The following is a 13,793-nucleotide window of genomic DNA, read 5'->3' on the forward strand; positions in this document are numbered from 1 at the left end:
TTGAAATGATCTTAAAATAAAGGAGAGATATCATATGGTGGAAATGAAAGCCGTAGGATTGTATAAATACCTTCCCATTCATCATTCAGAAAGTCTGATCGATATTACAATACCGAAGCCAAAAGCGGAAGGACGCGATATTTTAGTTAAAGTCAATGCCATCTCGATTAATCCGGTTGATGTGAAAGTAAGGGCGCCTAAAGATAAACAAGAGGAAACACCAAAGATTCTTGGATGGGACGCCTCAGGTATTGTAGAAGAAGTTGGGGAAGATTGTAAATTATTCAAACCAGGTGACCAGGTTTATTATGCAGGAAGTATAACTAGACCAGGAACATATAGCGAATATCATTTAGTAGATGAAAGAATCGTTGGTAAGAAACCTGAAACACTTAATGATGCACAAGCAGCTGCATTACCTTTAACCGCCATAACCGCTTGGGAAGGATTATTTGAACGATTAGGTATCGACTTGAACAATACACAAAAAAATAAAGAACGTTCTATTTTAATTATAGGTGGCGCAGGTGGAGTAGGTTCTATAGCTATTCAACTGGCAAAGTTAGCAGGATTAACGGTTATCTCAACAGCTTCCCGACAAGAATCAATAAATTGGTGCAAAAAACTTGGTTCGGACTATGTGATTAATCACTATAAACCTTTTGTTGAACAGTTGGAAGAAATCAACTTGAAAGGTGTTGATTATATCTTTTGTTTAAATAATACGGATCAACACTGGGATCAAATTGCGGCTTCTATACTTCCACAAGGCAAAATTTGTTCGATTGTTGAAACAGCTGAGAAACAAGATTTAAATGTACTCAAGAGTAAAAGTGCTACCTTTGTTTGGGAATTTATGTTTACGAGAGCCATGTTTCAAACAGAAGACATGCAAGAACAACATCAATTACTTTCTGCCTTATCAGAATTTATCGATCAAAAAAGAATAGTAACGACCCTAACCGACGTACTTAGACCGATTAATGCTGAAAATCTAAAAAAAGCCCATGGAATGGTTGAATCCGGGAAAATGGTTGGGAAAGTTGTTATCGAACATTTCGAATAATTCATTTACACGGATCAAAATCATAAAAGTCCAAAAAAAGCAGTCCAAAACTGGATTCCAGTTTTGCCTGCTTTTTTTGATGCAACGATTGTTCACATTAGCGTAATTGTGTCTACTGAACCTATGATTGCACTCACTTCTTCTTGTTTCTCATGGCGGCGAGCAGCTTCACCTTCCCGTTGGCTCCTTCCACGAAGCGCCGATAGTCGGGGGATTCCACCGGAACGATCGCGATTTGCCCCTTCGCATTGAAATGAATCCCCCACCCGTATTTCTTCGGGAGCATCGATGCTCTCAAGCATGGTTGCGGCTTCCTAAAAAACTCGTCTCGAATCTGGCTCCCTCTCTCGGCTAACTCCGTCTCCGGAATGTTTTTGTGCCGGATATGCACTTCGTACAAGAGCTCCTCCTGGGTATAGGCGTACGGATTACTCGTGATTAACTCAAACTCGATGCCCGGCTTGGTTTTTCCGTCTTTCTTGTCCGGCGGCTGCGTTCCGGTCTCAACAGGGCAATCTGTTGCAACGGTAATAAACGTATCATAGTAATTCCAATCCATTATCGTTCCTCCTAAACCAATATATATAGCACCGCTCATAACACATCGACTTATTTAAAACTAATTATAACCCTCTATCCCTGACAGAATCGGTCAGTCATTATCGCCGTCTTTTCTTATTCCCCCCATTAAAAAAATGCTTGAACCTCTACCCGCGTCACCTTTTAAGATATGATTCAGACTTCTTATACGAAAGGTGACGAGAATGAAATTAACCACAAGAAAAGAAAAAATGACGGTACAAATCATGCTTGGGACTTCTCTGGTTCTAGGGTTGCCCCAGTGGTTTAAGTATACGTTTTTAATGATTGAAACCTTCATCATATTGTATGCTATGTTTTGCATCGCTCTTCAGAAACCTTATCATTATCCGGCAATACCTTACATCAAAAATAAAGAGATCCATCGAAATGAGGCGCTAAAATGTTAGATCAAATGATGACTATCGGACAATTATCGAACCACACTGGCGAATCGGTCAGAACGTTAAGATACTACGACAAAATCGGCTTGTTAACACCCAGCGATTACAAGGATGGCGGACACCGGCTGTACAGTAGGGATGACTTGGTACGTCTCCAACAGATTCAGGCATTGAAATTCATAGGTTTTTCGCTGAAGGATATTGCGAACATATTGCAGTATGCCCATATCGAACAAGAGCAGATCAAAAGCACGATACAATTCAAAAGAAAACAGCTCACTGCGGAGCTAGAAAGAATACAGGATATGATCGACCAATTAAATCATATGGATATGATCATTTCGAATGAAAACTCAGTGGATATCAGATCCTTTTGCTTTATTATGCACTCCATCCTTTGGGAAGAAGAGAATCTGGATGAAAACAAACGGAACCTGTATAAAATCTATAACTTTCGAGATCCAGAGCGATTCAAGCTCGACCAAGAGTACTATAGCTTATTCTCAAGAATTAGACACTTAGTCATGTCCAAGACAAGCCCTGAATCTGAAGAAGCGCTAGAATGTATGAGGAGATTGATGTTTCTCCATAAACAAACACTAATCAAGATGGCAAAGCTTCAAGAAGATGCTCCCGAGGCTGAAACATTCAATATATTGGATCCATTTACCGATGAGGAAAAAGTCTTCATCAAGGATGCCATGCGCATGATGTCGGAGTCGGAGTAAAACATCCATATCATCATTAAGGTGGGAATACATTGATACAAGATATTTTGCAAAAAGTAGAGCATATTCCAGTTCTTTATCAATTTATAGCTGTGTTCGTAATCTCGTTCATCCCTTTCCTCGAGGCTCATGTAGCGGTGCCTGTGGGAGTGCTGCTGAAGCTCCCGTTCATTCCAATTGCTGTTCTGGCCATCTTGGGCAACTGGCTTTCGGTCTTGACCGTAATCATTTCCTCTTCATGGATCAAATCCAGATTTTTCAATGATAGAAGCGATAGTTTTGTTTATCGACGTTTTCAAAAAGGAAAAGTGTATTTCAATCGATATGGCGTTCCTGGCATTTCCCTATTAGGGCCAATCATTGGGGCTAACCATATAGGCGCATTAATTTGCACGATGGCCAATGCGGATAAGAAAAATATCATCATTTGGCAGACCATTAGTATTATCTTGTGGGCGGTAGGGTCTGGGCTGCTTATTCATTTTGGGAGAGAGTACTTGCTTAGATAGATGATTCATCGTTATATCTTGAGGAGCATTTGAAGACAAATTAATGAAAAAGCGGCTACTAAGATGTCAGAAATAAATCTTGGTCGGCCGCTATTTTTACTAAACTACGTTTCCAGTTAGCTTAATCAATTTTCCATTATACCAACTAATGTGTCCCAGCAGTAGTGACATACTTGGTTAGTAGATTGCGAATTGCCTTCTAAGCGGTATAACACGTGTGGTATACTTAGCACAAAAAATTAGAGCGCGTGACGAAGGGGTTAGTATGAACCATCATAGGATAATAGAACAAGCATTGATTCATATCGAGGAAAATTTAGAACAGCCTTTATCCGTGTCATCCGTTGCTCTTACTTTCAATATGTCCAAATATTATTTTCATAGGCTTTTTTCTGCCATGATGGGCTCTTCGTTAAATCAGTACATCCTATCTAGAAGATTGAATGCCACTTTATCACTCATTTATAACAACAACTTATCATTAACCGATATTGCTTACCAGTTAGCCTTTGGTACGCAAGCCTCATTCACCCGGGCATTCAAACAACATTACGGCGTAGCTCCAAGCTCGCTAAGAGCAGGGTTCAAACCAATCACTCCGACTCAAATACCTACTGTAGTTAAAAGACCATTTAAAAATATTAATGGTGATATCGTCACGGACTTCACACTGACAGAGTTCAAAGAGACCCGAATAAGCGGGATTGCCTTTGAAGTAGACCTAGCCACCGATGATTACAAGCAGAAGATTCACTCCCATTCAAAAATGCTGCTGGATCATATTGATGAAAACATAAATGGTTCTTGTTTTGTCATTTATTCAAACTGTCAACCCAATTCAACCCGGTTCAAAGTGCTGTTCGGAATCCCAAGTGACATTCAAATTCATAAACCCTTTTATTTTACGGTTGAAGTACCGACTATTTTTTGTGCGAGGTTCAACTATTTTGGTGACCTGCTTGATATTGGAGAAGTGCTTAAAACAGACTATGCAAGATTCTTAAAGATTTCCAAGCAAGAGTCCGATCAATCGGATATTGAGCTTATCCAGGTTTTTAATGACGTCCACAATCTGGATTCAGCCTACCATATCTATGCACCCATCAAGAAACTTCCTGACGATCTGGACATTTAATGTTGCACATCTCTAATTCGATGCTTACTTACGTTCCGACCAAATAATATATCCGATCCATATCAGAGCAGCTCCCATCGGTATCGCCAATGCCCGATCAAACGGATGGGGGATAATTGCAGCGGCAAAGGTCACTACAGCAGCGAAAGCCAGCAGAATTGCTGCTGGGCGAGGGAAGACTCTGGCACGTAATGCGGCGATGCCTAGCAGGAGACCTCCTAGCATATACAATACGCCCGCGAGCGGTGCTAATATTGGGAAGATCCCCAGATGAACCTCGCTGACTGTTCCTCCAAAGAGCCCAACCATTCCTGCCACAAACTTATCAGCATCACTTGTCAACAACGGCAAAACGAATGCTTCGATGAAACTAAAGATTAATGAGATTAACCAGAACAGATTGAACAAAAGGAAACCGATCAGGCCAAGCCACCCCGCTTCTTTCGCTTGGCGTACATAGAATCCCGTAATTCCGATCAGGTTAAAGAACGACATAGCCATAGTCAGGCATGCCACCACTACCCAAGAGTTTGTGTGCACAGAAGAGATATCATCTGTCGGATGGATAAATTGAATGACGATATATAGAATCCCCGCTATTATTGCCATGAATCCTGACCACCGGTTGAGAACATGTGCCGTTATTATTGATTTACTTACCTCTGTATTGAGCTCTATATTCACGTTGATTCCTCCACTTCTAGATATTAATCACATGATCGCCACATCTTTCTCGACATGACAGGTTTTCGACTCTAACCATCCAACGAGGATATTTTGAAAATTCTTTGCTACAGCCCCTTCCTTAATCTGTTTGTCGAATATAACTTAACAAATATAGCCTGCCCTTACTTTTCAGATCTTGCTGTAATTAGTGAAGAAATCGTAAGGAACCTTATAACGAAAAAAAGCACCTCTATCGAGATGCAAACGAATCTACAATATATTTCTCCCCCGTTCAATCTATTGGACCATAACCATATCAACCATTCGCAGTTACTTTGTGGTACTCGCTCCCTCAACCTGTCACTGTGCTGACAAATTCGTACGATATGAAGGCAAGTTGGTTACTTTCCCCATCTCGCTCAGCAGCTTCTCCATACTTGCTCGCTGAAACGAGACCAGATATACGGCCAACAGTTCATCCGTCTCTTCTTCGGATACGTCGAGTTCAAATACGATCAGCACATCGTCCTTTACGTAGATTTTCCATGCGTTCAGCTCCGACCCTTCTTCTAGCTCATGCTCTCGCTCCAAATGCATACTGCTGCAGTAATCGGACAAGCCCCACATGCTCTCATCAAAAATGGCCCAATAGGGCAGCCGATCCTCAACTCCCAACTGAACGAGTGCCTTGCCAGCGAGAAAGCGTTGAAGCGATCGATTTTCCAGTTGCCAATCGGGGGAATTCCACGCGCACAGGTAAACCGGTGGATCTTCCTGCTCCAAATCCTGAATGCGAATCCCGCAATAGATCACGGACTCCTCCACTTGATAGAAGACCAGAAACGCCTTGTCTGTCGTAAAAAAAGTATCATCCGGAATGAACACGTCCTGCAGCGGGAGCGGTTCATATTGGTTATTGCACCCTTGGGTGATATATGGGGAACGTCCCAAAACCATATAATAATCCCGCAATGCTGTCGGCAACGAAAAGCCCAGGCTTTGTTCTTTAGCCTGAATGCCCGCTTCCGAAATGCCGTGGGCCTCTTTATGATGCTCTCCCAATATACGGAGAAGTGTTTCTATATTTGCTTCCATTAATTGCGTGAACCTCCTCGTGATGCGTCTGGGTATCATCTACTTCTCTAAATATACTGCAGATTTGAGGTTGTGCCCAGGAATAGAACGTCATTTCGGGCCTATTACAAATGGTACCGAGCCCCGCTTTAGTAGCTCAAGCTCTTTCCACTTTCATAGCGTGAATACGTTCGAAATTCCGGTTGACGAAACCAAAATCGGGAAGTATAATCAAATCCATATTAAACTTATAGGAATTATCAAAAATTAAAAAGATACCGACCATTCAAATGGAGGTCACAGCCTCAGCAGGATATTCTGCTGGCGTTGTGGCCTTTTTATTTTTGATCATCCTCTTTTTGAAAGCTAGGTGAAGTTGAAGTAATGAGAAAGTTCCTTTCCAACCCATCGATCGGAAAATGTTTGCCTTGGGTTCTCCCCATCTTACTAATCGTTCTGTGGTCCATCTTATCCAATCTTGATGTGATATCGAGGAAAATCCTCCCCCTGCCTCAAGACGTTTTATTTTCCTTCAGGGAGTTGCTGTTGTCAGGAGAATTAATCGAACATATCTCGATCAGCTTTCAAAGAGCGTTCATTGGTTTCCTAATCGGCGGGGGGATCGGTCTTGTACTGGGCTTTATGAACGGCTTATCCTCCATTGCTGAAAAATTGTTAGATACCACGATTCAAATGGTACGCAATGTTCCTCATCTGGCGATGATTCCGCTAGTCGTTCTATGGTTTGGCATTGGCGAGGAGTCGAAAATATTTTTGGTCGCGATCGGCGTGTTATTCCCGGTCTACATCAATACCCTGCACGGCATCCGCTCCGTGGACAACGGGTTGATCGAAATGGGGAACGTATACAGGCTGCGCTCCGCTTCGCTCTTTTGGAGAGTCGTTCTGCCTGGCGCACTGCCTTCCATTCTAGTCGGACTACGCTACGCTTTAGGCATCATGTGGTTGACCCTAATCGTATCCGAAACGATCGCTACGAATTCGGGCATCGGCTTTCTGGCCATGAACGCAAGAGAATACATGCAAACCGATATCATTCTGCTTACCATTTTGCTTTATGCCTTATTTGGAAAGCTGGCCGATTCCATCGCGAAGCTCTTAGAGAAGCGGTTCTTACAATGGAACCCGAACTATCAAAAGTAAGCTCTGAAAGGATGTGTCGACCTTGAATTCCTCTACCCATGGTGTACATCTTCGTACAACAAGATTACAGAAAAGCTTCGGCGAACAACCTGTACTTCAAGGCATTGAGCTGGACGTGAAGCCAGGAGAGTTCATTGCCATCATCGGGCGAAGCGGCTGCGGGAAAAGCACGCTATTGCGCGTGATCGCCGGATTGGAAACATCCACGTCGGGAGACATATGGATCAATGACCATCCGGTTCAGCAAGTACATCCCGAAACTCGGATGATGTTTCAAGATGCGAGGCTGCTGCCTTGGAATAAGGTCATCGATAATGTAGCGATCGGACTTCGAAAAGAAGACCGTCATAAAGCCGAAGCCGCTTTAGAGCAGGTTGGGCTGAGTGCGCGGGCCAATGAATGGCCGTCCGTGCTGTCCGGCGGCCAGAAACAACGAGTCGCCTTAGCAAGAGCGCTCGCCAGCCAGCCCAAATTATTGCTGCTCGATGAACCTTTAGGAGCGCTGGATGCATTGACCCGCATTGAAATGCAGCAATTAATCGAATCGCTGTGGCAGCAGCAGCAATTCACGACCGTCTTGATTACGCACGATGTCGAAGAGGCTGTCGTTTTGGCCGACCGCGTGGTGCTCATTGAAGAAGGCCGTATCGCGATGGATCGAGCCGTTCCTTTCCCGCGCCCCCGTCAACGGGGAAATGCCGAAGTGGCAGCATTCATCGATCACATCCTGAAACGGGTCATGGGCATAACCGAAACGGCAAGCCGACATGAAGCAGAAGACCTCCCCTATCCCTTAAAGAAAGGGTCATAGGTTTCTAACACCATCCCGCTTGGGAGGGGATTGCCAAAACACCATTTCTTGAAGGAGGTGGATCACAAGCGAGCGTATGACCGGATGTGAAACCGAAAAAAGAAAGGAGCCCTGAAGCATGCCTACCATCGATAACCCGCAAGAAATCGTTAAGGAAATCAGGATTACACGCTGCCCGGTTCCGACAGCAGCCAGTTTGGCTCTTGACCTCGGACTTCTTCAACAGGAGCTTGAAAAGTCCGGATGTACGACGGCGGAACTAACGAGAAACGCCACCAATCACGCTTTGCCTCATGCGCATTTTAATCACACCTTGCCTTTCCTGGTGCGAGAAGGAGGGAACATTCCGGCTTTATGGGCGCGCTCCACCGGGAGCGATACGCGGCTGATCGGACTAAGCTGGGTCGATGAATATCAAGCGATCCTTACCCTTCCTGACTCGGATATTCAGGAGCCTGGCGATTTGCGTGGAAAACGAATTGGGATTCCTCGTCATCGTTAGTTAGAGATTGATTTTCGAGCGGCCCAAGCGCTTCGCGGTTTTCATAATGCGCTCTCACTTGCGAATCTTACGCTGGATGATGTCAACATCGTTCATCTTGAGGCGGTTCCTGAAGGAAGAAGGGATTCATGGAATACCGAAATCGAGGCGCTGCAGCGGCGTGAAATCGATGCCGTTTTTGTCAAAGGAGCTACCGGGCTTGAAGCCGCTCGTACGGCCGCCCTAAAGGAAGTGATCGAGCTCGGGTTCCATCCGGATCCGCTGGTGCGAGTCAACAATGGCGTGCCCCGAACCGTGACGGTCGATACGGCCTTGACGGAGCAGGAGCATATCGTGGAACAAATTCTCACTTCTCTGCTTCGCGCCGCCGATTGGTCCAAAGATCATCCCGATGATTTCATTCGAGTCGTTACAAAAGAAACCGGCGCTTCATCCGAATATGTAGCCTCCGCTTATCGCAATATTTCGCTTCGACCGGCACTACGCGAAGACTATTTAACAGCGCTTGATGCCCAGAGCAGTTTCCTGTTCGAGCATGGTTTCCTCCCGAATCCCGTAAACGTATGGGACTGGATTCTTCCAGAACCGTTAGCCGCGGCTGAATATAACATTGCCAAAGGAGTGTCCCTCTCATGACTCAAAGTAAAGCAGACGTAACCATCGGCGTTCATCCCAATAATCATTCGTTATTCGTATTGCGCCGCTTGGGCTTTTTAGAAGAGATTCTTAAAGACTATAACGCATCCGTTGCCTGGGTCGACTACAACGATGGAGCAAAGACGCCACTGCGTATTGCTTCCGGAGAGATCGACTTTGGAGGTACAGGGTCTACGCCGCCGTTAACCGCGCAGGCTTCGGATATCGATATTGTGTACGTTGCGGTCTCTAATCCTCGTACAGCTAGCGGAGCATTGGTCGTTCGCAAAGCAACGCCGGTGCAATCCGTTGCAGATTTGAAAGGGTTGCGCATTGCGCTTTCCGAAGGGTCATGGCATACGAGTTTTCTGGCAACCGCGCTAGATAAAGAAGGCCTTCTTTATGATGATGTCGCTCGAGTTGATATAGGCAATGATGGGGCGAATGCATTGCTGGCCGGGAAAGTGGAGGCTTGGGTCGGCAACGATCCGCAGCTGACGGAGCTGCATAACAAAGGACTCATTCGTACGCTGGTGCCGCTTGAATCCCATATCTCCCATCGTTCCGTATGGTTTGCCAGCCGAGATTTTGCGACGAATCGGCCGCAATTGCTCAAGGCCGTTGTCGAAGCGCTGCAGCAGGCCGATGGTTGGATTCAGGAAAATACGCGCGAAGCGGCAGAGCTGTTTGCCCGGGACCTGCCCCATTGGCCTTCCGTGGATTCATGGGAAGCCGCGCTTCAGCGGAGACCTTGGGGGCTGCAGCCGATTACCGAAGAATTTATAACTGAACAGCAGCGGGTTGCAGATCTGTTAGCACGACAGCATATTTTGCCCAAAGAAATAGTCGTTTCAGAGGCGGTTTTACCTGTCCCCGTAGAAATTGGAGGGGAGTAGCATGGCTGTACACAAAGAGAACGTTGAAGTGTATTGGTATTTAACGGCACCGGATGGCCGAAGTCCTTGGTCAACGGAGGGGGCGCGCAAAATCGATTTGCCTTACCTAAGGCAGATTGCCTCGGCTGTCGACCAATTGGGGTTTACCGGCGCATTGCTGGCAACGGGCCCGCATGATACGTGGGTGCTTGGATCATCCCTCATTTCCAGCACGAACAACATGCGCTTTCTGATCGCTGTGCATCCGCCGTTGATCTCGCCCGTGCTCGCTGCGAAAATGGCGCAAACCTTCGATGATTTTTCCGGAGGACGCGTATTATTAAACATCGTGAACGGAAACACGGCGCAAATGCGTGCCTATGGTTCAACGCTTGGGCATGATGAGCGTTATGCCTACACGGATGAATGGATTCAGGTGTGGAAACAAGCGGTGGCCGGGGAAAACCTGGATTACCATGGCAAATATATTACCGCCGAAGGCAAAGCCTTACAGCTCTCCTCCACGCAGAAACCAACGCCGCCCCTGTGGTTCGGCGGATCGTCGCAAGCTGCTCATGTCACGGCAGCCAAGCATATCGATACGTATCTGAGCTGGGGGGAAACGCCACCGCAAGTCGCCGAGAAGATTCAAGATCTTCAAGCTTTAGCGGCAGAGCAAGGCCGTACCATGCGATATGGCATCCGGCTATATCTGATCGTTCGCGATACGGACGAAGAAGCTTGGCAAGAAGCGGATCGGCTGCTCAAGACGATGGATCCGCAAACMGTGGAAAATATGCAGGCGATTCTTCGAAATAGCGATTCGGTGGGGCAGCAGCGCATGCTTCGCAATCACAACGGTCAGATCCCGAAAGACGCGCGGGAGCTCGAGATTTATCCGGATTTGTGGGCCGGGATGAGTCTGGTACGACCAGGTCCGGGCACAACGATCGTAGGCAGTCCGGCAACCGTTCTGGCACGCATAAGAGAGTATCAGGATGCGGGCATTTCAACGTTTATTTTCTCCGGTGTTCCATTGCTTGAAGAAGCTTACCGTGTAGGAGAATACATCCTGCCCCATCTACGCGTTGACCGTCAGGCCGCAACCATACAGAAGCAAGAAGAACAGGAGAAGGTTTTCACTTGGGCTCATCAAATCCACTAAATATCCGGCAAAAAGGGAAGTGTCCTATGCGAAAAATAAGCTTATATTTACTATTCATATTTCTGTTAGTTACGTTAGCGGCTTGCGGTAAAGCCGGTCAAGCGAAACAAGCCAATGCTGAGAATGAGGCCGTACCCGTTCGTCTTGGCATACTGCGCAGTGCCCAGCCATTAAGTTTATCCGATGAAGGCGGGCCCCTCTATAAAAGGCTGGAAGCAGTCGGAGCGAAGGTTGAAAAAACCGGCGGTTTCGCCGCCATGTCTCCAGCGATCGAGGCGTTAAACGCCGGTTCGATCGACATCACGATCGGCTCGATTACGGCAGCCATCAGCGCCCTTGTCGGAGGCTCCTCCGAATTTACGATTTTTACAAAGCAGCAAGGCGATCAAGATAATCAAGGCATTGTGGCCAAGCCGGAAGCCGGAATTACAGGTCCTTCCGACCTTCGAGGTAAAAGAATCGCTGTTAACCGCGGCGGCACGGGCGAATACCTACTATATAAAGCGCTGGAGAAAGGCGGACTCGATGCAAGCGAAGTGGAGATCGTCTATCTTCCGCCAACGGAGGCGGGACCCGCTTTTGAAAGCAGGCAAGTCGACGCTTGGGCGACATGGGGTTCGTTTACGGCCGTGGCGCTCGTCGACTTCGGTGCAGAGCTGGTCATTTCCGCAGGCGACATCGAATCCGAGAACGATACGGTGTATATTGTGCGAAACGGCTTCCTGAAGGAGCATCCTGAGCTCGTCCATGAAGTGTTCGAAGGCTTGAATGAAGAGTCCGCGCTTCTATCCGACGACGTCGATCACACCGTCCAATTAATTCAGGACATCCAAGGCGTCTCCGAACCCGTCGCGCGTCAGCAGCTGGAAGGCTCTTTATACCCGTTTGACCCGATTGATGACACCGTCCGCCAACGTTGGCAAGAGGTGGCCGATTATATGTTTGAAAAAGGGATTATTCCGAATGAAGTGGATGTCCTATCCAATACGGTGGATGTGAGGACGTTGAAGTGAGGCCGCTTGAGGCAAGCTGTGAGGAGCGGTGAGCGTCAGACATTGTTCGGTAAAAATTCCAGTATCCAACCATTTGAGGACACTAGGTCTGTTTAGGACTTGGTGTCCTTTTTTTTTGTTTTTACGATTGGCCTAGCAATGAACCAAAACAAAAAGAAATAAGGCGCTTATCCAACTCTAATAAATCATTTGTTCTATCCATGACGATACCACTCTAAAATGAGTTGGGGAATGCAGTTTCGGTTCACCGATTCTAGCAGCTTCACTTGCAGCGATTCTGTTGAATAAATTGCTGCCAAGTGCAAAGTAGTATTTGTAGAGCGATGTAATTGAAGCCTTATGTAAGTTTAACAGGGCTGCCTTCAAATAGACTACGTTCATCGTAGACTTTGGGGGCAGTCTTTTATATATGTGTATTTTGGATTAGCTGATATTAGGCGGTAGTCATAAACAGTATTCGATTTTTCAAGTACGTATTTCCTCAGTTAAGTAATCCATATTCCCCCCCCTGCAGTAGCTCAGTTTACTTTCCAAAATTAAGAGACCTTCATTAATCGAGAAGAGAAAAATATTGTAATTTAATAGAAGATTTTTGTATTTGCAAATAAGATATGTGTTTTATTTCATTGATCATATTGTATTTAATGATAAAATATAGCAACTTTTGTTCTTCTTTTGGGAAATGGTTGTAAATATGGGATTTCATCTCTCTTTATTAAGTAGGAATGTTCTCTTCAAAAAAGGAAGGGGGTCTTATTTTGAAAAAGAAAGAGGAAATAAATCGTCGGTTTATCACGTATATGGCCAATCTTATTTACTACAACTCTATTAATTACGACAAAAAGAGACGAATGAAGGAAAACCGATTTCCTCTGATGCTAGACAACAACGAAAATCAAGATTCAGCATTATTTACAGTTTACGATTCAGAATCTGTACCACCAAATTTAAAAGATCACATTACAGATTATCTACTTCATCAAGCATATGAATCCCTCCCAGCACAACAACAAATGATTCTATCTTACGCTTACGTACAAAAACTAACTGACAAGGAAATAGCCCGGAGATTGGGAGTATCCCAACAGAATATCTCGAAACACCGATTAAAAGCGCTAGCTAAATTGCGCCGGTTAATTACGCAAGGGTGAGGAACGATGTCGGAGGTTGATTTCGTTACTGATTTGATATTGAAGAATGAAATTAAAAAAACGTAAAGAAGTGATTTTATGATGGCCGAATTGTTAGTACAGGCTCAGCAACTTCATGACCAAGATGCAACACTACATATTCTGGAATCTTTCACACCAAAGATTAAAGCCTCCTTGTTACAAGTTCCTCCCGATCATCGAGAAGATTTAAAACAAGAACTCTATGTAAAAATGATCGAGGTTATGCAAACTTTTGATATTAGTGAATTGATATAAAATTCGAGAGTGGTTGTAAAATCAGATGCTCATTTCACT

At 45.4% G+C, this 13,793-nt stretch carries 16 protein-coding genes; 13 read left to right on the forward strand and 3 right to left on the reverse strand.

Translation table 11 applies throughout. From position 1 onward, the window contains the following. Nucleotides 1-43 precede the first annotated feature (43 nt). Nucleotides 44-1,066, forward strand: a complete 1,023-nt coding sequence (locus ACPV3A_RS08675; protein WP_194545056.1) for a zinc-binding alcohol dehydrogenase family protein — start codon at nt 44-46, stop codon at nt 1,064-1,066. A 133-nt stretch (nt 1,067-1,199) separates the two neighbouring features. Here ACPV3A_RS08675 and ACPV3A_RS08680 read toward each other — a convergent pair whose 3' ends face one another. Then, entirely contained in the window at nt 1,200-1,625 is a 426-nt protein-coding gene (locus ACPV3A_RS08680) for a DUF6157 family protein (RefSeq protein ID WP_426198952.1), read from the reverse strand. A 423-nt stretch (nt 1,626-2,048) separates the two neighbouring features. On the opposite strand from ACPV3A_RS08680, the gene ACPV3A_RS08685 reads away from it, so the two are divergent. The 3 genes from ACPV3A_RS08685 to ACPV3A_RS08695 all read left to right on the forward strand — a co-directional run bounded on the left by ACPV3A_RS08685 (nt 2,049) and on the right by ACPV3A_RS08695 (nt 4,421). Next, nucleotides 2,049-2,777: a MerR family transcriptional regulator gene (locus tag ACPV3A_RS08685; protein ID WP_194541096.1), complete on the forward strand. Its 729-nt coding sequence runs from the start codon at nt 2,049-2,051 to the stop codon at nt 2,775-2,777. Nucleotides 2,778-2,809: 32 nt separating this feature from the next. Next, complete coding sequence (locus tag ACPV3A_RS08690; RefSeq protein WP_426198954.1) at nt 2,810-3,286, forward strand: small multi-drug export protein; 477 nt, start codon at nt 2,810-2,812, stop codon at nt 3,284-3,286. A 265-nt stretch (nt 3,287-3,551) separates the two neighbouring features. Then, nucleotides 3,552-4,421 carry a helix-turn-helix transcriptional regulator gene (locus ACPV3A_RS08695; RefSeq protein WP_426198956.1) on the forward strand — a complete coding sequence of 290 codons (870 nt, stop codon included), beginning with the start codon at nt 3,552-3,554 and terminating at the stop codon, nt 4,419-4,421. A 24-nt stretch (nt 4,422-4,445) separates the two neighbouring features. Here the strand turns inward: ACPV3A_RS08695 and ACPV3A_RS08700 are convergent, their stop codons facing one another. Together ACPV3A_RS08700 and ACPV3A_RS08705 are read right to left on the reverse strand one after the other, a co-directional pair. After that, complete coding sequence (locus tag ACPV3A_RS08700) at nt 4,446-5,030, reverse strand: hypothetical protein (protein ID WP_426198958.1); 585 nt, start codon at nt 5,028-5,030, stop codon at nt 4,446-4,448. 417 nt (nt 5,031-5,447) lie between these two features. Continuing rightward, nucleotides 5,448-6,182, reverse strand: coding sequence for an SMI1/KNR4 family protein (locus ACPV3A_RS08705; protein ID WP_426198960.1), 735 nt, complete (start codon nt 6,180-6,182; stop codon nt 5,448-5,450). Between the two features lie 363 nt (nt 6,183-6,545). On the opposite strand from ACPV3A_RS08705, the gene ACPV3A_RS08710 reads away from it, so the two are divergent. The 9 genes from ACPV3A_RS08710 (at nt 6,546) to ACPV3A_RS08750 (ending at nt 13,754) form a co-directional block, all read left to right on the forward strand. Further along, nucleotides 6,546-7,325: an ABC transporter permease subunit gene (locus ACPV3A_RS08710; RefSeq protein ID WP_426198962.1), complete on the forward strand. Its 780-nt coding sequence runs from the start codon at nt 6,546-6,548 to the stop codon at nt 7,323-7,325. A 13-nt stretch (nt 7,326-7,338) separates the two neighbouring features. Then, nucleotides 7,339-8,136 carry an ATP-binding cassette domain-containing protein gene (locus ACPV3A_RS08715; RefSeq protein ID WP_220686438.1) on the forward strand — a complete coding sequence of 266 codons (798 nt, stop codon included), beginning with the start codon at nt 7,339-7,341 and terminating at the stop codon, nt 8,134-8,136. 118 nt (nt 8,137-8,254) lie between these two features. Then, complete coding sequence (locus tag ACPV3A_RS08720) at nt 8,255-8,638, forward strand: hypothetical protein (protein WP_426198964.1); 384 nt, start codon at nt 8,255-8,257, stop codon at nt 8,636-8,638. Nucleotides 8,639-8,869: 231 nt separating this feature from the next. Then, nucleotides 8,870-9,274: a hypothetical protein gene (locus ACPV3A_RS08725; protein WP_426198966.1), complete on the forward strand. Its 405-nt coding sequence runs from the start codon at nt 8,870-8,872 to the stop codon at nt 9,272-9,274. Beyond that, nucleotides 9,271-10,170: an aliphatic sulfonate ABC transporter substrate-binding protein gene (locus ACPV3A_RS08730; RefSeq protein ID WP_426198968.1), complete on the forward strand. Its 900-nt coding sequence runs from the start codon at nt 9,271-9,273 to the stop codon at nt 10,168-10,170. The genes ACPV3A_RS08725 and ACPV3A_RS08730 overlap by 4 nt, the downstream gene beginning before the upstream one ends. 1 nt (nt 10,171) lies before the next feature. After that, nucleotides 10,172-11,314: an LLM class flavin-dependent oxidoreductase gene (locus ACPV3A_RS08735; protein WP_220686441.1), complete on the forward strand. Its 1,143-nt coding sequence runs from the start codon at nt 10,172-10,174 to the stop codon at nt 11,312-11,314. A gap of 26 nt (nt 11,315-11,340) precedes the next feature. Continuing rightward, a complete protein-coding gene (locus tag ACPV3A_RS08740) occupies nt 11,341-12,327 on the forward strand; it encodes an ABC transporter substrate-binding protein (protein ID WP_426198971.1) in 987 nt (328 codons plus the stop codon). 758 nt (nt 12,328-13,085) lie between these two features. Next, nucleotides 13,086-13,478, forward strand: coding sequence for a sigma-70 family RNA polymerase sigma factor (locus ACPV3A_RS08745; protein WP_426198973.1), 393 nt, complete (start codon nt 13,086-13,088; stop codon nt 13,476-13,478). A gap of 78 nt (nt 13,479-13,556) precedes the next feature. Beyond that, a complete protein-coding gene (locus ACPV3A_RS08750) occupies nt 13,557-13,754 on the forward strand; it encodes a helix-turn-helix domain-containing protein (protein ID WP_426198975.1) in 198 nt (65 codons plus the stop codon). The last annotated feature ends 39 nt before the right edge of the window (nt 13,755-13,793 follow it).

The organism is Paenibacillus sp. Dod16 (genome assembly GCF_049893405.1).
Lineage (GTDB): Bacteria > Bacillota > Bacilli > Paenibacillales > Paenibacillaceae > Paenibacillus_AQ.

Bases quoted from the DNA above. Each gene is read 5' to 3' on its own strand.
- ACPV3A_RS08680 (WP_426198952.1), bottom strand. From the start codon at position 1,625: ATGGATTGGAATTACTATGATACGTTTATTACCGTTGCAACAGATTGC.
- ACPV3A_RS08720 (WP_426198964.1), top strand. From the start codon at position 8,255: ATGCCTACCATCGATAACCCGCAAGAAATCGTTAAGGAAATCAGGATT.
- ACPV3A_RS08695 (WP_426198956.1), top strand. From the start codon at position 3,552: ATGAACCATCATAGGATAATAGAACAAGCATTGATTCATATCGAGGAA.
- ACPV3A_RS08750 (WP_426198975.1), top strand. From the start codon at position 13,557: ATGATGGCCGAATTGTTAGTACAGGCTCAGCAACTTCATGACCAAGAT.
- ACPV3A_RS08705 (WP_426198960.1), bottom strand. From the start codon at position 6,182: ATGGAAGCAAATATAGAAACACTTCTCCGTATATTGGGAGAGCATCAT.
- ACPV3A_RS08730 (WP_426198968.1), top strand. From the start codon at position 9,271: ATGACTCAAAGTAAAGCAGACGTAACCATCGGCGTTCATCCCAATAAT.
- ACPV3A_RS08710 (WP_426198962.1), top strand. From the start codon at position 6,546: ATGAGAAAGTTCCTTTCCAACCCATCGATCGGAAAATGTTTGCCTTGG.
- ACPV3A_RS08700 (WP_426198958.1), bottom strand. From the start codon at position 5,030: ATGGCAATAATAGCGGGGATTCTATATATCGTCATTCAATTTATCCAT.
- ACPV3A_RS08675 (WP_194545056.1), top strand. From the start codon at position 44: ATGAAAGCCGTAGGATTGTATAAATACCTTCCCATTCATCATTCAGAA.
- ACPV3A_RS08740 (WP_426198971.1), top strand. From the start codon at position 11,341: ATGCGAAAAATAAGCTTATATTTACTATTCATATTTCTGTTAGTTACG.
- ACPV3A_RS08685 (WP_194541096.1), top strand. From the start codon at position 2,049: ATGTTAGATCAAATGATGACTATCGGACAATTATCGAACCACACTGGC.